Annotated in this window: 17 protein-coding genes; 5 read left to right on the top strand and 12 right to left on the bottom strand. The window is 71.9% G+C overall.

The genetic code is table 11. The features are described from left to right. Positions 1–2 precede the first annotated feature (2 nt). Genes DSM104329_RS03760 through DSM104329_RS03750 form a run of 3 tightly spaced genes read right to left on the bottom strand, consistent with a single transcriptional unit; the run spans position 3 to position 4559 of the window. Positions 3–2156 carry a hydantoinase/oxoprolinase family protein gene (locus DSM104329_RS03760; RefSeq protein ID WP_259314057.1) on the bottom strand — a complete coding sequence of 718 codons (2154 nt, stop codon included), beginning with the start codon at positions 2154–2156 and terminating at the stop codon, positions 3–5. A gap of 2 nt (positions 2157–2158) precedes the next feature. Further along, positions 2159–2533, bottom strand: coding sequence for an acetone carboxylase subunit gamma (locus tag DSM104329_RS03755; RefSeq protein WP_259314056.1), 375 nt, complete (start codon positions 2531–2533; stop codon positions 2159–2161). A 13-nt stretch (positions 2534–2546) separates the two neighbouring features. Continuing rightward, complete coding sequence (locus DSM104329_RS03750) at positions 2547–4559, bottom strand: hydantoinase/oxoprolinase family protein (protein WP_259314055.1); 2013 nt, start codon at positions 4557–4559, stop codon at positions 2547–2549. 165 nt (positions 4560–4724) lie between these two features. On the opposite strand from DSM104329_RS03750, the gene DSM104329_RS03745 reads away from it, so the two are divergent. Beyond that, positions 4725–6911: a helix-turn-helix domain-containing protein gene (locus DSM104329_RS03745; protein ID WP_259314054.1), complete on the top strand. Its 2187-nt coding sequence runs from the start codon at positions 4725–4727 to the stop codon at positions 6909–6911. On the opposite strand, the gene DSM104329_RS03740 is transcribed toward DSM104329_RS03745, so the two are convergent. After that, a complete protein-coding gene (locus DSM104329_RS03740) occupies positions 6883–7710 on the bottom strand; it encodes an SDR family NAD(P)-dependent oxidoreductase (protein WP_259314053.1) in 828 nt (275 codons plus the stop codon). The two genes, DSM104329_RS03745 and DSM104329_RS03740, sit on opposite strands and share 29 nt — an antisense overlap. Then, positions 7707–8477, bottom strand: a complete 771-nt coding sequence (locus DSM104329_RS03735; protein WP_259314052.1) for an SDR family NAD(P)-dependent oxidoreductase — start codon at positions 8475–8477, stop codon at positions 7707–7709. The genes DSM104329_RS03740 and DSM104329_RS03735 overlap by 4 nt, the downstream gene beginning before the upstream one ends. 68 nt (positions 8478–8545) lie before the next feature. On the opposite strand from DSM104329_RS03735, the gene DSM104329_RS03730 reads away from it, so the two are divergent. Beyond that, positions 8546–9751: a PucR family transcriptional regulator gene (locus tag DSM104329_RS03730; RefSeq protein WP_259314051.1), complete on the top strand. Its 1206-nt coding sequence runs from the start codon at positions 8546–8548 to the stop codon at positions 9749–9751. A gap of 15 nt (positions 9752–9766) precedes the next feature. Here DSM104329_RS03730 and DSM104329_RS03725 read toward each other — a convergent pair whose 3' ends face one another. The 4 genes from DSM104329_RS03725 to DSM104329_RS03710 are packed head-to-tail and all read right to left on the bottom strand — an operon-like array spanning position 9767 to position 14715. After that, positions 9767–10573: an SDR family NAD(P)-dependent oxidoreductase gene (locus DSM104329_RS03725; RefSeq protein ID WP_259314050.1), complete on the bottom strand. Its 807-nt coding sequence runs from the start codon at positions 10571–10573 to the stop codon at positions 9767–9769. Then, positions 10570–11883 (bottom strand): flavin monoamine oxidase family protein, encoded by a 1314-nt coding sequence (locus tag DSM104329_RS03720; protein ID WP_259314049.1) that lies wholly within the window; start codon positions 11881–11883, stop codon positions 10570–10572. Before DSM104329_RS03720 ends, DSM104329_RS03725 begins: the two co-directional genes overlap by 4 nt. Beyond that, the gene (locus DSM104329_RS03715) at positions 11880–13220 is read right to left on the bottom strand and encodes a flavin monoamine oxidase family protein (RefSeq protein WP_326924478.1); all 1341 of its coding nucleotides are present in this window, start codon (positions 13218–13220) and stop codon (positions 11880–11882) included. Before DSM104329_RS03715 ends, DSM104329_RS03720 begins: the two co-directional genes overlap by 4 nt. Next, positions 13213–14715: an aldehyde dehydrogenase family protein gene (locus DSM104329_RS03710; protein WP_259314048.1), complete on the bottom strand. Its 1503-nt coding sequence runs from the start codon at positions 14713–14715 to the stop codon at positions 13213–13215. The genes DSM104329_RS03715 and DSM104329_RS03710 overlap by 8 nt, the downstream gene beginning before the upstream one ends. A 167-nt stretch (positions 14716–14882) precedes the next feature. On the opposite strand from DSM104329_RS03710, the gene DSM104329_RS03705 reads away from it, so the two are divergent. After that, the gene (locus tag DSM104329_RS03705; RefSeq protein WP_259314047.1) at positions 14883–15986 is read left to right on the top strand and encodes a sensor histidine kinase; all 1104 of its coding nucleotides are present in this window, start codon (positions 14883–14885) and stop codon (positions 15984–15986) included. Positions 15987–16037: 51 nt separating this feature from the next. Here DSM104329_RS03705 and DSM104329_RS03700 read toward each other — a convergent pair whose 3' ends face one another. Beyond that, complete coding sequence (locus DSM104329_RS03700) at positions 16038–16457, bottom strand: CBS domain-containing protein (protein ID WP_259314046.1); 420 nt, start codon at positions 16455–16457, stop codon at positions 16038–16040. Positions 16458–16641: 184 nt separating this feature from the next. On the opposite strand from DSM104329_RS03700, the gene DSM104329_RS03695 reads away from it, so the two are divergent. Then, positions 16642–17007, top strand: coding sequence for a DsrE family protein (locus DSM104329_RS03695; protein WP_259314045.1), 366 nt, complete (start codon positions 16642–16644; stop codon positions 17005–17007). Here DSM104329_RS03695 and DSM104329_RS03690 read toward each other — a convergent pair. Together DSM104329_RS03690 and DSM104329_RS03685 are read right to left on the bottom strand one after the other, a co-directional pair. Continuing rightward, positions 17001–18281, bottom strand: coding sequence for a hypothetical protein (locus DSM104329_RS03690; protein ID WP_259314044.1), 1281 nt, complete (start codon positions 18279–18281; stop codon positions 17001–17003). The two genes, DSM104329_RS03695 and DSM104329_RS03690, sit on opposite strands and share 7 nt — an antisense overlap. A gap of 220 nt (positions 18282–18501) precedes the next feature. Then, positions 18502–19230 (bottom strand): carbonic anhydrase, encoded by a 729-nt coding sequence (locus DSM104329_RS03685; RefSeq protein ID WP_259314043.1) that lies wholly within the window; start codon positions 19228–19230, stop codon positions 18502–18504. A 383-nt stretch (positions 19231–19613) separates the two neighbouring features. Between DSM104329_RS03685 and DSM104329_RS03680 the strand changes: the two genes are divergently transcribed. Then, the gene (locus tag DSM104329_RS03680) at positions 19614–20081 is read left to right on the top strand and encodes a hypothetical protein (RefSeq protein WP_259314042.1); all 468 of its coding nucleotides are present in this window, start codon (positions 19614–19616) and stop codon (positions 20079–20081) included. Positions 20082–20198 lie beyond the last annotated feature (117 nt).

Here is a 20198-nt window from a genome sequence, read left to right as displayed (position 1 = left end):
CGCTAGTTCGTCGCCGCGGACTCGAGGATCCCGAGGCCGTGTTCGTCGATGCTGAAGCGGCGTCCGGGCGGGATCACCGCTGTGGTGTAGCTCGCCTGGACGATGGCGGGGCCGAGGATGCGATTGCCCGGCCGCAGCGCGTCGAGCTCGTAGATCGGCGTGCTCTGCCAGGCGCCCGCCTCCGGCCAGTACACGTCACGGGTTCCGCGCTGCGCGGGCGACGGATCCTCGCCCTCGAGCGCGAGGCGCGGCAGGTCGAGCTGCTGGCCGGGGATCGAGACGCGCAGCACGAACGTGTCGATGTACACGCCGCCCGGCACGTTGACGGCCAGCGGGCTGAACGCTTCGCTGAACTCTTGCTCGAAGCGCTCGTAGACCTGGCGCACATCCTGCTCGGACTCGATGAACAGCAGCGGGCTCGATGCGCGCTTGGAGTTGATCTGGCCGCCGTACAGCATGTCGAGCTCGAGGCTCACCGTGGCGTCCGCCCAGTCGAGCCCTTCGGACTCGACCTCCCGCCGCGCCTCCTCCATCATGTCGCGGACCATCGCGTTGAAGCGCTCGTAGTCGTCCGTGGCGGCACCGTTGATCGGCTCGAGCAGCAGCATCCGCTGCGAACGCTCATAGAGGTGCACGACGTCCATGATCGAGGAGCCGTAGGCGCAGAACACCGGCGAGAACGGGAACATCACCGCGCGCGGGATCTCGCCCGAGTACCCGGCGACGTGCGTCGGGCCGCCGCCGCCGAACGCGAAGATCACGAAGTCCGACGGCCGGTAGCCGCGCAGCGTGACCTCCTTGCGGATGGCCGACGCCATCTTGTCGTCGATGATGCGGCGGATCAGTGCGGCCGCCTCGACGGTCTGCAGACCCAGCGGCTCGGCGATCTGCTCGCGGATCGCCCGCTCCGCCGCCTCCCGGTCGAGCTGCATGCGGCCGCCGAAGAACGCGTCCGGGCTCAGGTACCCGAGCACGAGGTTGGCGTCCGTGACGGTCGGCTGCGTGCCGCCCAGGTTGTACGCGACCGGGCCCGGATACGAGCCCGCGCTCTGCGGCCCGACCTCGAGGCGGTCGCCGAGGCTGCGGTTGATCCAGGCGATCGAGCCGCCCCCCGCCCCGATCGACAGCGACTGCAGCATCGTCGTCGAGACCATCCAGCGGTCGATGACCGGGTTGAACTCGTAGTTGCGCACCGAGTCGCCGACCACCAGGCCGATGTCGAAGGACGTACCGCCGACGTCGGCGGTCACCACGTTCGGCGCGCCGAGCACGCGCGAGATGTTGCGGGCCCCGATGAGCCCCGCGATCGGGCCGCCGTTGTACGTGCGGCTCGCCGTCGTCTTGAAGAGGTCCGCACAGCCGCCGGTGTTGTGGATCATGAAGAACGGCCCGCGATACCCGGACTCGCGCAGCTTGTCCCAGGTCCCGCTGAGCTCGATCTGCATCGAGCGCTGCAGGTAGGCGTCGAGGATCGCCGTGTTGGTGCGCCCGTACTCGCCCAGGCGCGCGACGACCTCGCTGGCCAGGATGACCGGCAGGTAGCCGACGTGGTAGTCGCGGTACTCCTCGCGGATGATCTGCTTGACGCGGCGCTCGTGGTCGGGATTGACGAACGCCCAGAGCAGCGAGACGACGAAGGCCCGGGCCCCGCGATCGACGAGCCGGCGCACCTTCGCGCGCACGTCGTCCTCGTCGAGCGGGCGCAGCACGGCGCCGCGGCCGTCGATGCGCTCCTTGACGCCCACGATGAGGTCCCGCGGCACGATCGGCTGCGGCTTGTCCTGATGGGGCAGCGCCCGGCGCTCGTCGAGTCGCGTGCCGTCGATCCACTGCGCGCCCTTGCCGATCAGCGTCGCGTCCTCGTGGCCCTCGGTCGTGATCAGCGCCACACGCGGTCCGCTGCGCTCCAGGAGCCGGTTCATCGCCACCGTCGTCGAGTAGCGCACCGTGTCGAGCTGGCTGACGAGCTCTTCGAGCGAGAGGCCGGCCTCGGTGGCGGCCTCGCCGACCACCTGCATGAACCCGACGCTCAGGTCGTAGGGCGTGGTCGGAACCTTGCGGTAGCTCGTGTCGCCGTCGAGCGTGAGGACCAGATCCGTGAACGTGCCGCCCACGTCGACGTCGATCGTGTTGCGCGGCTGTGCGGTCGTGGCCATCCTCATGCCCCCTTCACGGCCAGGCGCTGGTCACGGACCTCGAGCTCCTGGGCCTTCAGCCGCTGGCGCAGCCGGTCGATGTCGATCTCGATGTCGTGGGTGATCGGATGGCCCGGCGGCAGGTACTCGGTCTCGATCTGGGTGAAGCAGCCGGGACAGTGGAACTCCACGATCCGCACCCAGTCGGGATCGGGCGCGAACGAGTACTCCGCGTCGATCAGCGGCTGGTGGACCTCGCGCGGGTCGCGCTGGTTGACCCGGCAGGCCTCCTTGTAGTTGGCCCGGGCGGAGCCGAGGTCCTGCTCGCAGACGTGGCAGCGCCAGCGCTCGCCCTCGAGCTCGAGGTCCAGGTACTCGGTGATTCGGATGCGCGTCATCGAGGAGGGCCCCCTACTGGCCTGCGGGCTGCAGGATCGCGTTGGCGAAGCGGTCTATGCGCACCGTCCAACCGGCGGGAACGGTGCAGCTGTTGGTCTCCGACTCGAGGACGGCCGGTCCCTGCCCGACGCTGCCGGGATCGAGCTGCTCCCAGACCAGCACCTCGCCGTCGGCCCCGTCGATCCGGCGTCGTCCAGCCGGCCGGGCGGGGTGCTCGCCGGCCTCGGGGGCCGGCGTCGGGTGGTAGGTCGGCACCGGCGAGAGCCCGCGGATCGCGACGCGCTCCACGACGCCGGTCCGGTCGCCCAGACGCTCGAACAGCGCCGTGGCCTCCGCCGGGTCGGCGGCGAGCTCGTACTGCTCGGTGCGCCCGTCCTGGGTGATCGTGATCTCGCACGAGAATCGAGCGTCGTCGGTGGAGAGCTGCTCGCCCTGGAGGTCGCGGGTCACCTGGTCCACACCGCGCTGCACGATGGCCGGCACCGTCTCGCGAGCTTCGCTCCCGAGCGCCGCGAACGGCCACTCCTCGCGCACGTGGCAGATCTCGGAGACCGAGGATCCGAACGCGCTGAGGACGGGCCCGAGCGAGAAGGCGTAGGCCTCGCCGATCCCGAGCCGGCCGGCGACGCGGGCGGCGAAGTTGCCGCCGTTGCCCCCGAAGCAGTACAGGCGCAGGCCGTCGGCGTCGAGCCCGGCCAGTTCGAGCGTCTCCGCGGCGACCGCGCAGACGATCTCCACGCCTCGATCGACGATCCGCTCCGCCGCCGTACCGACGTCGATGCCGAGCGGCTGCGCCACCGCGCGCTGCAGCGCCTCCTCGGCGAGGTCGACGCGCAGGGCTCGGCGCCCGCCCAGGAAGCGCTCGGCGTTCAGCATGCCCAGGGCGAGGAAGGCATCGGTGAGCGTCGCCTCGCGGCCGCCCAGGTCGTAGCACGCCGGCCCGGGGAACGCCCCCTGGCTGTCGGGCCCCAGCCGCACCGCGCCGTCGCCGGCCCTGGCGACCGATCCGCCGCCGACCGCGGCGGAGCGCAGCAGCGTCCAGGGGGTCTTGAGCGGAACCCCGAGCAGGTCGCCCTGGTCGATCGTCACGGGCTGCCCGTCGTGGACGATGCCGAGCTTGGCCGTCGTCCCGCCGACGTCGAGCGCGAGGATCTTGTCGTGGCCGTACAGGCGCGACCACCAGGCGCACGCCTTCAGGCCGAAGAAGGGGCTCGACTCGGCCGTGTCGACCGCCTTGGTCTTGGCCACGCGGGCGACGCCGCCGTTGACGTGCGCGATGTACACGGGCCGCCGGTAGCCGTACTCGCCCAGCAGCTTGTCCTCCGCCTGGAACAGGGCGACGGCCAGCGGCGTGTGGACGTAGGCGTTGACGAGCGCCATGTGCGTGCGGGTCTGGTCGTCCGGGTGATGGCAGATCTCGCTGCCGAGCACCAGCGGAACCGCGCCCAGGTAGTGATCGGGGAAGCTCTCGTCGACGAGTCGCCGGACCGCCAGCTCGGCGCTCGCGTCGTCGAAGCCGCCGCGCGTGCTCACCGCGATGCGCCGGACCCCCTTCTCCAACAGGGCGCGGATCGCGGCGAGCGTGTCGCGCTCGGAACGGTCCTCGGGCAGCTCGACGATGTTCTCGGGCGCGATCAACCGACCGACGGCCCGGCTCTCGCCCGTGCCGTACAGCTCCGGGCCGGTGCCCGCGCTGACGAGCAGGCCGATGCGCGGGCCCTTGCCCTCGGCGATGATGTTGGTGGCGATCGTGGCGGACCAGCGGATGACCGCGACCTCGGTCAGGAAGGCCTTGAGATCGTCGTGGCCGAGCTGGCGAGCGCCCTCGCGCAGGCACTCGAAGAAGCAGACGGTGAAGTCGTGCGGCGTCGTGTCGACCTTGACGGCGGTGACGCTCTCGCCGTCGGAGAACAAGCCGTCGGTCAGCGTGCCGCCGATGTCGATGTCGACCATGTAGCGCCGGCCGTCCGGTCTGGGCGTTCCCTGCGCTGCGCTCGCCGGTTCGGCGTGGGTGGCGCTGCTCATCTGTCCCCTCCTCCGCTCTTCCGTGTCACCCGGCGGGCGCCGCGGCGCCCGGGTGTCCGGCAACTTCTACGTCACCGCCGTGTGGACGTGCGTACTAACTCTCCGGCGTTCATTGGGTCAGGCGCACGAAACGGCCGTGATACCGTCGCTGCCGAGGAGAGGCCCATGGAGGAGATCGTGCCCACCGGCGAGCCGTGGGCGCCCGGCGACAACGAGATGATGATCGGGGCGGTCGCGCGCTCTGCGCTCGAGGCCGCCCGCACCGTGCTCGCAGCCGACTTCTGCGCGTTCGCGTGGCTGACGACGGCAACCGGGCCGCCCGAGGTCGTGGCGAGCAACGGGATCAGCGACGATCGCGCCCGTTCGATGGCCGAGACGTGGCTGGCCGCGATCGGCGTCGGCGACGAGAGCGCCGTGCGGCGGCTGCGATTGGAGCGCATGTCGCCCATGCGCCGCATCGAACCCGTGCGCGATGCCGCGGGCCGGCCGCGCGGCGTGCTCGTGGCCACGTTCACGGGCAGCACCGGCCGCCCGCGCGACGCCCGGGTGCTGATGCCGGTGTTCGCCTATCACCTCGGGCTGCTGCTCGAGCGGATCGAGTCCCAGGCGCGGCGCACCGCGTCCTACGAGGCCCTCGTGCAGATCGGGATGCAGATCCAGGCCCAGGAGGCCGACGTCGAGAAGGTGCTGCACCTCATCGTCGAGCGCGCCCGCGAGCTGGTCGGCACCGACGTCGCGTGGATGGGACTGGTCGACGAGGAGGCGGGCACGCTGGACATGAGCGTCGCGTCCGGGGCGCGGACGCGGCGGTTCATGGAGATGCAGCTGCGGCTCGGCGAGGGCGTGGGCGGCCTCGTGGTGGCCTCACGCCGGCCGGTGGTCGTGCCCGACTACCGGGCCGACAGCCCGCCGTCGCCACGGCTCATCCGCGCCGCCGTCCTCGGCGAGGGCATCGGCTCGATGCTCTGTGCGCCGATGCTCACCGGCGACAAGGTCATCGGCGCGCTCTACGTCGGCAGCCGGCACGCCGTCGACTTCTCGGCGGCAGCGGCGGCGCTGACCGGCGCGCTCGCGGCGCAGGGCGCGGTCGCGGTCGAGAACGGGCGCCTCTATGCCGACCTGCAGCGCAAGAACCGGCTGCTCGAGCAGTCCTCCACAGCGCACCGTGCTCTGACGGACGCCGCACTTGCCGGCGCCGGGCTGGCCGACATCGTCGCCGGGCTGGCCCGGCTGCTGAACGCGGCGGTCACGCTCACGCAGGACGTCGTCGAGCCGCATCGCGTCTGCTGCCGCGCCGACGGATCGCTCGAGCCGGACGGCGGCGACCTCGAGCAGCCCGCGCTGAGCTTCCCGATCGTCGGGGAGGAGGAGCTCGGCCGCCTGACCGTGCTCGGTGTCGAGCACCTGACGGCGCTCCAGGCCAACACGGTGGAGCACGGCGCGACCGTGCTGGCGCTCGAGCTGGTCAAGCAGCGCGCCGCGCAGGACGTCGAATGGCGGCTGCAGGGCGAGTTGCTCAACGAGCTGCTCGACGCGCCGGTGCCGACTCCGGCGACCCTCGTCTCCCGCGCGCGCCGCCACGGGATCGACCTGTCGCGCCCGCATCGGGTCATCGCCGTGACGCCCGCGTCCGGTGACGACGCGGCGCCTGCCGGCGCCGACCTCCTGTCGCTGGTGCGCCGCGCGACGGGTCGCACGCTCGTCCACCGGGACGCGGCGCTCGTGCATCTGCGCGGCGACCACGTGCTGCTGGCCACGCCCGACGATCCCGACGGGACGACGTCCGCGCCGGTGCTGCACGCGATCAGCCGCGCGGTGGAGGGCACCGGAGGTCACGTGGCCATCGGCGTGGGTGAGCTGACCGGCGAGTTCGGCGTCGCCCACCGCCAGGCTGTCGCCTGCGCCATGCTCGCCCGCGGCGACGGCCGGGCCAGCCGCATCCTGCAGGCCGAACAGCTCGGGCCCCTCCGCTTCGTCCTCGAGGCGCCCGATCTCGTTCGCCTGCGCTCGATCGTCGCGGGCGAGCTTGCCGCGATCTCCCGATACGACGGCGATGGGCGCACCGAGCTGTTCACCACGCTCCGAGCGTTCATCGCCGCCGACGGGAACGTCGCCGCGACCGCCAACGCGTGCTTCGTCCACAAGAACACGCTGCGCTACCGCCTGCAGCGTGCGGCCCAGGTCATCGGCCGAGACCCGTCCGACCCCGACGTCAAGTTCGAGTTGCGGATCGCGTTCGGTCTGCTGGACCTGTTCCGCAGCCTGGGCATCGACCTGCTGGACCCGACCGAATCCCCGGCCCCGGCACCCAACGGCGCTGCGGTCAGGTCATCAGGGTCGACACCTCGATGACGCTCGAGCCGCCGTCGGCGGCGATGACGGCGCCGGAGACGTAGGACGAGTCGGCGCCGGCCAGGAAGGCGACGATGCTCGCGATCTCACTCGGGTCCGAGACCCGTTGCAGCGGGGTGTGGCGGCTGACCCAGGTGAACGCCTCCTCCGTCGTTCCGCCGCGCATCTGCTTGACCGCCTCCATGTCGGCGGTGCTCATCGCGGTGCGCACCCACCCGGGACAGATGACGTTGAACCGAACGCCGGCGGCCCCGTAGTCGACTGCCGCCTGCTGGGTGAGCATGATGAGCCCGGCCTTCGAGGCGCTGTACGCGGCGAAGCCCGCGATCGCCCGCCGGCCGGCGGCGGAGGCGATGTTGACGACCGATCCCGCGCCGCCGGCGGTCAGCGCCGGCAGGGCCGCACGAATGACGAGCATCGGCCCGGTGAGGTTGACCGCCAGCGTTCTGTGCCAGTCATCGAGCTCGAGATCCCCGATCGACCCCTCCGTCCCGATCCCGGCACAGTTGACGACGGCATCCAGGCGCCCACCGGCGAGCTCGATGACCTTGCGCACCGCATCATCGACCTCGGCGGGACGAGACACGTCGCATCCGACGGCCCAGCCGGATCCCGCGGGCAGGGACTGCACCACGCGGTCGGCCTCGGCCTCCCGGACGTCGAGCACCGCCACGGTGGCGCCGTCGGCGACCAGCCTGCGCACGGTCGCCTCGCCGATGCCGGAACCGCCACCGGTGACCAGCGCCACCCGATCGCGCCGCTTCGTCGTCCGATCGCCGGCGGAGCGTGCCGCGGTCATCCGAGGTCACCCGCCGAGGTGCCGCCGTCCATGACGTAGAGATGCCCGTTGGTGTAGGCGGACTCGTCCGAGGCCAGAAACGCGATGGCGGCCGCGACCTCCTCCGGCTTGCCGAAGCGGCCGGCGGGCACGGCGGCCAGGAACCGGTCGATCTCGGCCGGTTCGAGGCCGCTGAGGAAGCGGTCGGACATCGGCGTCTCGATGAAGCCCGGGAGCACGGCGTTGCTGCGGACGCCCCGGCGCGCGTACTCGAGCGCCAGGCACCGCACGAGCCCGACGACGCCGTGCTTGCTCGCGCAGTACGCCCCGAAGCCCTCCGTCCCCTTGACGCCGCCGTCTGAGCTGACGGCGACGAACGAGCCGCCCCCGCGCTCGACGAGGCTCGGGATCGTATGCCGCGCGGTCAGGAAGGTGCCCGTGAGGTTGACGTCGAGGACGCGTCGCCAGTTCTGCACCGTCATGTCGGCCACCGGGACGATGTCGCCCTCGATGCCGGCGCACGTGACGACGGTGTCGAGCGCGCCGTACCGGTCGAGCGCGGCGCCGACCGCCGCGGCGACGCTGTCGTCGTCGCTGACATCCCCGCCGATGGGCATCGCGTCGCCCCCGGCGGCCAGGATCGCGGTGCTCGTGCGGTCCAGGCCGTCGCGCGAGACGTCGAAGAGCACGGTCGCGGCTCCCCGTGCGGCGAGTCGCGTGGCCACCGCCGCGCCGATACCGGAGCCTGCTCCGGTCACGAACGCGACCTCCGTCGTATCCAGCGTCACTTCGTCTCCTCTCCGGATGCTCGACAGTCTCTTGACGTACGCGAAGAGACCGAAGCATCATGTGTCGCATGTCCCATCTTCGAGACGATCTGCGCTCGGTCGCCACGTGGCTCGACGCGCAGCGCGACGAGATCGTGGACGACGCGATGAACCGGCTGATCGAGCGGGTCCCCGAGTACTTCGACGACGCCGACCCGTCGCTGGCCGCACAGGCCCGCGACGCCACGAGCGTCGTCCTGCGCGACCTGGCCGCGGGGATCGGCGACGGCCTCACCCTGCCCGATCCCACCGCCTCGTCGGTGGAGGAGGCGAAGATCGCGGCGCGGACCGGCGTTCCCTGGGTCGTCTTCCAGCGCGGTTGCAACGTGCTGCTCAGCCGCTGGTGGGAGCTCCTGTACACGGAGATCGGAACCTGGGACCTGCCCGCCGAGCGCAGGCAGCGCCTGGTGCTGGTCGTCTCGCGCTACCTGTTCGACTACTTCGACCACGCCGCGACGGAGCTCGAGCGCGTCCACGCCGCGGAGCGCGACCGCGTGATGCGCATCCGTGACCTGCGGCGCGTGACGCTGATCCGCCAGATGCTCGACGACATCCCCGTCGACGAGGAGGATCTCGGATATCCGGTGGCCGGCACGCACGTCGGCGCGATCGCCTGGGGCCGGGATCCCGATGGCGCGATCGGGGCGATGACCGCGCGGATCGGCGGAGCGACGCTCGCCGCCCCCGCGCCGACCGGAGCCTCGATCTGGTCGTGGCACAGCGCCCAGGGCCTGGACGAGACCGCCCACAGCGCCCTGCGCGGGCTGGCCGTGCCCGCCGGCACGCAGGTCGCGATCGGCGATCTGGCGACCGGCGTCACCGGCTTTCGCCAGACCCATCGCGAGGCGATGCTCGCGTTCCGCGTGGCGATGGGGACCGACCGCGCCGTCACGCTCTACCGCGACGTCCAGCTCGAAGCGCTCGTGACGAACGACATCCGCCTCGCGAAGGAGTTCTCCGCGCGGCAGCTCGGCCAGCTGAACGGCGCCGACGAGCGCAGCCGGGCCCTGCGCGAGACCCTGCGCGCGTACTTCGCCACCGGCCACAACGGGGCCGCGGCCGCGGCGGCGCTCGGCGTCCACGAGCGGACGGTGAGCTACCGGCTGGCCACGATCGAGAAGCAGATCGGATGCAGCATCCTGTCGCGCAAGGACGAGCTGGCCCTCGCGTTGCGCCTGCACGACCTGTACGCGCGCAACGGCACCGCGGCGGTGAACGGGCTCAGCCCCCATTGACGGACTTCCCCGCGCCTACTGCGGCTTGCTGAAGTTCCCGGCCGTCACGCCGCCGTCGACCGTGTAGATCAGCCCGTTCGTGAAGCTGGCCTCATCCGAGGCGAGATGGCAGATCGCCGCCGCGACCTCCTCGGGAGTGGCCATGCGCCCCTGCGGCACCGAGTCGATCCACGCCTGCGCGATCTCGGGCTCCGCCTCGGCGAGGTTGCTCATCATCTCGGTCGACACCGACGTGGGGCACACGATGTTCGTGCGCACCCCTTCCGGGCCGTGGTCCAGCGCCAGCGAGCGCGTGAGCCCGACGAGGCCGTGCTTGGAGGCGGTGTAGGCGAGCAGGCTCTGGCAGCCGATGACCGACACGTCGGAGCCGACGATCACGATCGCCCCCCCGCCGCGCTCGAGCATGGACCCGATGGCGTGCTTGACCGTGTAGAAGACGCCCGACAGGTTGACCGCGATCGTCCTGTCCCAGTCCTCGATCGTCGTGTCGACGATCGTCCGCGGGTCGCTCGGGACGCCGGCGTTGGCGACGGCGATGTCGATCCCGCCGAACTCGGCGACGGCGCGCTGCACGCTGCGCTCGACGTCCTCGGCGCGAGCCACGTCGCCCACCATGCCGAGAACGCCGCCTCCCAGCGCCTCGAGCTCCGCCTCACAGTCGGCGCAGCGGTCCTCCGAGCGCGTCAGGAAGGCCACGCTCGCGCCCTCGCTCGCCAGCCGGCGAGCCGTGACCCGACCGATGCCCGATCCCGCGCCGGTCACGAACGCCGTCTTGCCGGCGAACCGGCGCGCGCCCCGGGACGCGTCCTCAGCCTGGGTCATCGTGTCCTCTCCGCGCCGAGGTGGCGCATCACTCGTGGCACGTTCTCATACGCGCTCTCGATCGCCCCGCTGATATAGCCCCCGAGGCCCGAGGCGTAGTCCGAACCGACCAGGAAGAGACCGTCCTCCGGTCGCTGGAGCGCCCGGAGGCCGCGGTGCTGGCCCGGACGCTGGACCAGGTACGTCTGCCGGCTGAACTCGTCGGCGACCCAGTCGTGGCCGGTGCACTCGAGGATCTCGAGCTCCGGCCGCCAGCGCGCCATCACCGCCCGGACCTGCTCCAGGTCGGTGACGTCGAGCAGCTCGGTGCTCGGCCCGAAGCCCACGAGCATGGAATCGCCGTCCGCGGGTCCGTAGTACCCGCACCAGCTCAGGCCCAGGGACCCGTCCGCGTACGCCGACCATCCCGTGTGGTCGCCGCGGACCTTCATCCAGACCTTCGTGCCCAGGGCGGCGCAGCCCTCGTCGAGCAGCTGCCGCTTGCCGGGATCGAGCGCCGGCCGGATGTCGATGGCGCTCACCGCGTTGCGCGGGACGGTGAGGATCACCGAGCGGGCGGTCAGGCGCTCCCCGGACCGCGTCTCGACCGCGAACCCCTGCCCGTTGCGCTCGACGGCAGCGACCGGGACGTTCAGGCGGATGTCACCGCGGACGTCCGCCGCGATGGCGTCGACGAGGCCGCGCGTGCCGTCCACGAGCTTGTACAGCGAGGAGACCTCGAACATCGTCGCCCAGTCGTGGCCGGCGGCCGCCGTCCACCGCAGGCCCTGGGTCACGCCGACGCTGTGGATCGGCGCGTTGAACATCGCCGACATCATCCCCTCGGCCAGCGCGTACGCGTCCTCGTCGAGATGCATCTCGTCGATGACGTCGCCGATGGAGCGCGCGTCGACCGCCTCGGGCACCTCGTAGGTCGCCGGATCGGCGTACGGATACGGGAAGTACGTGCGGGACTCCCCCCACAACCGGTTCATCGCCTCGTCGAGCAGGGGCGCCGCCTCCTCCGCCGGTGCGCTGCGCGGCTCGCCGTCCACGAGCCACGTCATCTCCCGGGCGATGCCGGTGCCGGTCTCGACGATCGACGCGCCGTAGCGGGTGATCTCCGACCAGACGTGCGGCGAGAGCCAGTGGACCCAGGTCCCGCCCATCTCCAGCCGCGTGCCCAGCCGATCGTCCACCCAGGTGCGTCCACCGAGGCGGTCGCGGCCTTCGACGACCAGCACCTCGATGCCGCGCGAGGACAGCTCCCGCGCGGCGATCAGCCCCGCGAACCCCGCGCCGACGATGATCACGTCGATGTCGCGCGTCATGACCGCGCTCCGTGTGTCGGCACGGACGGCCGGGGGGCCGGTACGCCTATGTGGTCTCTGATCCGGGACGCGACGACCATCGCGCTCTCGACCGCGCCGTCGATGTAGCCGGTCCAGCCCGACGCGTAGTCCGCTCCGGCGAGGAAGAGCCCGCCCTCCGCCTGCTGGAGCGCCTCGAGATACCGGTGCTGGCCCGGTCGCTGCACCAGCCACGTCTCCCGGCTGAACTCGTCGTCCACCCAGTCATGGCCGTCGCAGGCGAGCACCTCGATCTCCGGCCGCCACGCCCGGATGACGCGGGTCACCGCGTCGAGGTCCTCGATGTCGAGGAGGTCCGCGCTCGGGCCGAACCCGACGAGCAGGCTGTCGGTCCCGATCTTGCCGTAGTAGCCGCAGTAGTTCAGCGGGGAGCCGGACGGCGCATAGCCGGACCATCCGGTCAGGTCGCCGCGCACGCGAGCCCAGACCTTGACGCCCATGCCGGCGGGACCCTCGTCGATGACGCGACGCTTCGCGTCCGACAGCGCGGGCCGGACGTCGATGCCGCGCAGGGCGTTGCGGGGCACGGTGACGACGACCGCCTTCGCGGCGATCGTCTCGCCGCCGCGCGTATGGACGGTCAGGCCGGTTCCGCTGCGTTCGATGGCCGCGACCGGCGTGCTGAGGCGGATCTCGCCGCGGACGTCGCCCGCGATGTCGTCGATCAGCCCTCGGGTGCCGCCGGCGAGCTTGTATGCCGACGAAGCCTCGAACATGTTCGCCCAGTCGTGCCCGGAGGCTGCCGTCCAGCGCATGGGCTGCGTCAGCGACGCGTCGTGCATCCGGGCGCTCAGCGTCGCCGACAGGAGTGCGTCCGCCAGCGCGTAGGCGTCCTCGTCAAGGCCGAGGCGGTCGACGGCGTCGCCCGCCGACTGGTCGTCCAGATCGTCGGCGAGCTCGTAGCCGGCGGGATCGGCATAGGGCGTGGGGAAGTGGTCGCGGCTGCCCTCGAAGACTCGGCGCAGCGCCTCGTCCACCAGCGATCCGGCGGCCTCGGCCGAGCCGGTGCGCACGTCGCCGTCCACGAGCCAGCTCATCTCGACCCCCACCGCCGTGCCGGTCATCTGCACCGGCTCGCGGTAGCGGTTGATCTCGGCCCACACGTGCGGCTGCAGCCAGTGCACCCACGTCCCGCCCAGCTCCAGCTCGGTGCCGAGCCGCTCGTCCACCCAGGTTCGCCCGCCTGCGCGATCGCGCCCCTCGAGGACCATCACCTCGACGCCGTGCGACGACAGCTCACGCGCGGCGACGAGCCCCGCGAAGCCCGCGCCGACCACGACGACATCGATGTCAGGCATTGTCCGCTCCCAGATTGGTCCAGACGGTCTTGCTCTCCAGGTACTGCGAGAGCCCTTCGTAGCCGTGCTCGCGGCCGACGCCCGAGTCCTTGACGCCGCCGAAGGGCGCGGCGGCGTCGCTCGGCTGCCAGCAGTTGATGTAGATGGATCCGGCCCGGACCTTGTCGGCGAACCGGTGCGCGGCGCGCAGGTCGGTGGTCCAGATGCCGGCCGCCAACCCGTACCGCGTGGCGTTGGCGCGCTCGATGACCTCGTCGAGATCGTCGTAGGGCAGGGCGACGACGACGGGTCCGAAGATCTCCTCGCGAGCGATCGTCAGGTCGTCCGAGGTGGCGCTGAAGACCGTCGGCTCGACGAAGTAGCCCGGACCGGAGACCGCACTGCCGCCCGCGACCAGCTCCGCTCCCTCGGCCGTGCCGGCGTTGACGTACTCCAGCACGCGGGCGCGCTGCCCTTCGGAGATCACCGGACCCAGGAAGGTGTCCGGAGCCAGCCCGGGACCGGGAACGGTCGCGCGCGCCGTGTCGGCCAGCGCGCTGACCACATCGTCGTACTGGTCGCGCTGGACGAAGAGCCGGGAGCCGGCCGTGCAGCTCTGCCCCGAGTTGAAGTAGATCGCCTCGAACGCGCCGCGCGTCGCCGCTGCCGGGTCCGCGTCGGGCAGGATCACGTTCGGCGACTTGCCGCCGAGCTCGAGGGTGACCCGCTTGAGGTTGCGTCCGGCGATCGCGCCGATCTCGCGCCCGACCTCGGTCGAGCCGGTGAACGCGATCTTGTCGACGTCGAGGTGCCGGACGAGCGCGGCGCCCGTGGTCCCGTCGCCGGAAAGCACGTTGAGCACGCCCGCCGGGACGCCGGCCTCGAGGGCGAGCTCGCCCAGCCGCAGCGCGGTCAGCGGCGTCTGCTCGGCGGGCTTGAGGATCACCGCGCAACCCGCAGCCAGCGCGGGCGCCACCTTCCACGCGGCCATGAGCAGCGGGAAGTTCCACGGCACGATCTGCGCGCAGACGCCCACCGGCTCCAGCCGGGTGTGGCAGTGCATGTCCGGCACCGACACGGGAAGGACCTGACCGGCGATCTTGCGGGGCCAGCCCGCGTAGTACCGGAAGTGACTGATGGAGAGGTCGACGTCGACGAGCCGTGCGAACGCCAGCGGCTTGCCGTTGTCCAGCGACTCCAGCTGGGCGAGCTCGTCGGCGTGCTCCTCCATCAGGTCCGCGAGGCGATGGAGGATCCGCTCCCGATCGGCCGGGCCGATCGCCCCCCACGGGCCCGAGAGGCTCCGTCGCGCGGCGTCGACGGCACGGTCGACGTCGCGCTCCCCGGCGAACGCGACCGTCGCCAGCCGCTCGCCCGTCGACGGGTCGACGCTCTCGAACGTCTGCCCGGACGCGCTGTCGACCCAGGCTCCATCGATGAGCAGCCGGTGGCTGCGATCGACGAACCGCTGCACGTCCGGGAGCAGCGGGATCCGCTCCGTTGACTCGGTCGTCATGACCTTCCTCTCCTGCGCATCAGGGTTGACAGCACGGCGGAGCAGATCCTGGAGCCGCGATCGCGGACAGGCCTACTCGGAAGCAGATGAACGGGAGCGACTCGGCGTTCCGATGACGACAATGACCGGTGTGGCGAGCGCCTCGGGCGTCGCTCTATCCTGAGACGGTGGTCGAGCGTGTCTCCCACATCGAGGTAGAGCGGTGGGGCGCGGACCCGAGGCTGGAGGCGCTCCTCGGCGTGCGGGGCGCCGCCGGGTTCCGCGGCCTGCTGGAGGGCTTCCCGGACGCGGTCGGCGTCCTGTGGCCGTTGCGTGACGGCGACGGGCGCATCGCGGACTTCGCGCTCGGCTACGGAAACCCGGTGATGCTGCGCCGGTTCCGGCTGCCCGCGGCGACGCGCGACCGCTACACGCTGCTCGCGGCGCTGCCGCGGATGCGCGGCGACGGCGGCGCGTTTCGCGAGTACGTGTCGGTCTGCGAGACCGGCCGTCCGTCGATCCGCGAGATCGTCTACGACACGCCGTTCGGCGACGGCTACATGCTCGGGACCTTCATCCAGCGCGTGGCGCGCCTCGGCGACGGCCTGCTGATCGTGATGACCGACGTGACGGAGCAGCGCCGGACGGAGGCCGAGCTGCGCAACTTCGCCGACCTCGTGGCGCACGACCTGCGCGAGCCGGTCACCGCCATCGGGCATCTGGTCGGACTGCTTGAGCGGCGCACGGACGAGCCGCCCGCACCGGAGGTGCTCGGGCTTCTGCGCGCGAGCGCGGAGCGTGCCCACGAGCTCATCGACGGCGTGCTCGAGTACGCGCGGGCCGGCGAGCTGCGCAGCGAGCCGGTGGATCTCGGCGGCCTTGTCGCGCAGGTCGGCGAGGACCTCGGGCCGCGCTTCGAGCAGGCCGCGGCCACGCTCGAGATCGGCGACCTGCCCGAGGTCGAGGGCGACCCGCGTCAGCTGCGCCGCGTGCTGCAGAACCTCGTCGGCAACGCGGTGAAGTTCCGCGGCGAGGAGCCGCCCCGCGTCGAGATCCTCGCCCGCCGCCGCCACGCCGAGTGGGTCGTGGTCGTGCGCGACAACGGCGTCGGCGTCGACCCCGACCAGGGCGGCCGGATCTTCGACATGTTCTCGCGCGGGCGCTCCGACGCCGACGGGACGGGGATCGGACTGGCGGTGTGCCGGCGGGTGATCGAGGCGCACGGCGGCCACATCTGGGTCGAGGCGGCCGACGGCGGCGGCAGCGAGTTCTGCTTCACCCTTCCGGACTGACGGGTGCTCATCGAGGCGTGGCGGCCCCGTCGAGCGCCGCCGGCGCCGCGCTCAGCCGCTCTGACAGAAGCCGGCGCGGTCCTTCGTCAGGCACAGCAGGCCGCGCAGCGTGACGCCATCGGGATCGAGGACGACGAGCCGGCGGTCGCCGCCGGCGTCCATGCGGGCCAGCGCCGCGGACATCGGCTCGTCCGGCCCGATCGTCGCGACGTCGCGGCGGGCGAGCTCCCGCGCCGGCACCCCGTCCGCCACGTCCGCGGGCACGGCATCGCGCTCGACCGTTCCAGCGAACCGGTCGCCGTCGACGAGCAGCGCCGTCCGCACGTGCGGATTGGCGAACAGCGCGCGCAGCTCGCCGACGCCGGCGTCCGCCGGCAGCGCCTTGGGACGGCGCACCATCACGTCGCGCACCCGCAGCTCGTTCGCCGCGTCGCGCGGGATGTTCTCGTTCGTGCATCCATCTACGGACATGGGCCCACGCTACTCGACGCGTTCGGAACGACGTCGCATCGAGGACCAGCGGGCGGTGGACAGCCTCCTCGCGGCGGTGTAGACAGAGCCCGACGGGCGCGCGGTCGGGCGTGGACGTCACCTGCGACACCGAGAGGAACAGCGTCACCAGCATCCCGCTGCCGGCGCGGAAAGGACCGCAACGATGAGCAGCAAGGTCGTCATCAACCTCGCGACCGGACTCGAGGACGCCGAGCGCGTGATGATCGCGTTCCTCGTCGGGGGCGCCGCCACCGCGCGGGGCAAGCAGGTCGCGATGTTCCTCACCAAGGACGCCGTGCACCTCGCAGTCCCCGGCAAGGCCGCGGGCTCACCCTGCGAGGGTTGCCCGCCGATCGAGCGGCTGTTCGAGCAGTACGCCGACGGGGGAGGTGAACTGCTCGTCTGCCCGATCTGCGTGACCGCACGCGGCCTCGACGGCACCGAGTTCGCCGCCAACGCGCGCATCGCCGGTGCCACGCCGCTGTGGGAATGGATCGGCGACGAGCCGGCGACGGTCTTCAGCTACTGAACCGCCGCGTCACCGGACGGCGCGGTCATGGCCGCCTGGACCGCCAGCAGGAGCGACAGGAGGAACAACGCCGAGCCCCAGCCCTCGAGCACGTCCTCGATCACCACCGAGATCGTCGTCTCCGGCCGCAGGCCGCCGTAGTAGACGTCGATCGCCTGTGAGGTCACCCACACGATCGCGCCGCCGATGAACAGCGCGCGCGCCGCCGGTATCGGCCAGATCCGCCGCAAGGTCATCAGCCACGCGGCGAACGCGACCACGATCAGCGGTGCGAACACGAGCTGTCCCTCGCCGGCCAGGCCCAGGCGCCCCCCGACCGTCTCGTGCACGGAGATGAGCTCGTCGATCGCCAGCGTCGCGAACACCGCCGCCATCCACAGGCGCCAGCGGCGGCCGTCGCCGAGATGGCCCAGCAGCAGCACGAGGCCGGCGGCGCTCAGGAGCATCGTGACGTCGAACCACGCGGGGAGGCCGAGCTCGCCACGCGGGTCGAACACCTGAAGCGGGACGTGCTGGACCTCCACGAGCCACCCCATGACGAGGAGCGCGGCGCTGCAGCTGGTGAGCACGACCGCGACCCGCCGGGGCTCAAGGCTCGCGAGCACGCGCAGCCCCGCGATCGAGCGGCTGCGCGCCCAGGTCTGCGCGGGGCCCAGCCGCAGATCGCGCCTGGCGACGATGAGCAGCGCCATCGCGATGAGCGCGGCGGCGACGATGTCGAGGAACTGGCCCGCGAGGTCGAGCCACGCCGGGTGCGAGGCCCGGGCGCTCGCCACGTGCGCAGCGGCCCACGCCGTCGCGCCGGCGGCGAGGAGGTATCGCGCCGATCCGCGCGCGAACACCGCCACCACCTCGCAGGCCGCGACGCCCGCCACCAGCGCGACCGCTGCCCACACCGCCGCACTGCCGGTCACGCCGGCGGCGCGCTCGTGCAGGCGCCCGATCTCGCCGACGCCGAGCAGGGCGAGCAGCCACGGAGCGATGCGCCGCTCAGCAGATTCGGCGGTGTGCGCAGGCGTATCGAGCAGCAGGCACATCGCCGCAGCTGCCAACAGTAGTCCGCCCGACACGAGCGAGGGCACGGTCAGGCGCATGCCGCGCAGATCGAGCGACTGGAGCATGTCGATGCCGGGGCGGCGGAACGCGACGAGGCCGATCAGCCCGAGCGCGGCGATGCCGGCCCCGCCGATGGCGGCCACCCGGCGCAGGTCCGACTGCGCGACGCAGCGGATGGCCAGCACGCGGACCAGCCCGCAGCTGTCATGCTCGACCACGCCGCCGCGACGAGGCGGCGGTTCCGGGGCGCCGGCCGCGCCGGCGGTCGCGACCCCGATGGGTGGCGCCAGGGGCCGGGACCTCTGGACATCCTGTCGGGGTCCGTCTCCTGGCGACACGTGTGTCTCATACGTCTGTGTGGCCCCGGTCCTGACCAGGACCGGCGCGCTACGAGCTGTTGAACCTCCCCCGCCGCGCGAGAGGAAGATCAACAGACTGCTAGACGAGCACGACCCGGCCCGAGGCGATCTGGTAGACCGCGGAGACGATCCGCAGCGCCCCCGAGCGGATCGCGGGCGGCAGGACCGGGCCGCGGATCGAGAGCGCGTGGGCCTGCACGCGCGCGTTGGCGACGATGCAGTGGTCGAGCGAGCGCTCCGGCTCAGGGACGCTCTGGACCGCGGGCACGACAGGGTCGACGACGGCGCCGATCGACCCGAACGTCTCGCTCGGAAAGGATGCCTTGCCGGAGACGACGTCCATCGCCGACTTCACCGCGCCACAGTCGGTGTGGCCGAGCACCATGACCAGCGGCACGGACAGCACCGCGACCGCATATTCCAGGCTCCCCGCCGAGCCGTCGTCGATGCTGTTGCCCGCCACGTGCGCGGCGAAGAGGTTCCCGCGCTCGACGTCGAAGATCAGAGGCGGGGACACACGCGAGTCGGCGCAGGCCAGGATCGCGGCGAACGGCGCCTGCTTGCTGGCGCGCTCCTCGCCAACCGGCGAGTAGTCCCGTCGGGTCCATCTGCCGGTGCGATACCGGCGGTTGCCCTCGATGAGCGCCGCCAGCGCCCCGTCGGGGGTTGACGGCTCCTCGTTCGCGGCACCGGCGTACGCGGGCACCGCGAGCCCGCCGAGACCACCGAGCCCCGCGCCGACTGCCGCCGCGGCACCGACGCCGCCGATGAATCCACGCCGCGAGAGCGTCCCGTCCGATGGTGCCACGCGTCTGCCTCCTTGCATACGGGCTGTCGAGGGCGACGATCCTGCCAGATCCCCTGGACGCGCGCCACTGCGTCGCGTCGTCCTCGCCCTCGTCCCACGGTGGGAACGGCCTCCTCGGGCGAGATCCCGGTGGGTCGAGATCCCGATGGGAAGCCGGCCGTGGGAATGACCTCCTCGGGCGAGATCCCGGTGGGTCGAGATCCCGATGGGAAGCCGGCGGAGCACGGAACGGGGGTCGCCCCGCTCGCCGCCACGCCGCCTGAAACCTCAGCTTGCCTTCGACCGGGATTGCGGCGTATTGTCGCGCTGATCGGGCAAGCGAGCCCGAAGTCGAGCATCCCGGCAGCCAGGTTCCTCATTCACCGACCCTGAGGAGGGTAGCCGTGAAGAAGTCCCTTGCCGTACTCGCCATATCCGCAGCCTCGTTGACGGCGATGCCTGCGGTCGCCAGCGCCAAGACGCTGCGCCTGTTCTCCAAGCCGATCCCGCAGGTGGGCGGCCCGTTCGACGCCAACGGCAACCCGCTGACGGGGGCGCCTGGGCCGGGAGCCTACTTCGTGGGCGGCGACCACCTGTACAGGGGTACGGCCACGCATCACGCCAGGGCAGTGTTCGGCTACGACCACATCGTCTGCACGATCCTCGACGTCAACGCCCACGCTCGCTGCAACGCGGACATCGTGCTGCGCGACGGCGTCGTCTACGGGACCAACTTCCCGCTCGATCTGCAAGCTCAGGATTCGGTCATCACGACCGGGCTGTTCGGCATCGGCCGCTACAGCCATGTGACGTCCATCACCAGCCACAACGTCGGGAACACCGACAACTCGGAATTGACGATTCGCTACTGAGCTGACCTCCGCGCCGCATCCGCGGATCCTTCCCAGAGCGCCGTGGCCCGTGCACCAGGCGGCGGCGCCGGGTGCGGGCGGCGCAGACGGTCGTCCTGCGGGAGGGCGCCTGCTGGG

Source organism: Capillimicrobium parvum (genome assembly GCF_021172045.1).
In the GTDB taxonomy this organism is placed as follows: Bacteria; Actinomycetota; Thermoleophilia; order Solirubrobacterales; family Solirubrobacteraceae; genus Capillimicrobium; species Capillimicrobium parvum.
The sequence above is the reverse complement of the archived record's forward strand: the minus strand, read 5'-3'. Positions and strand labels throughout refer to the sequence as shown.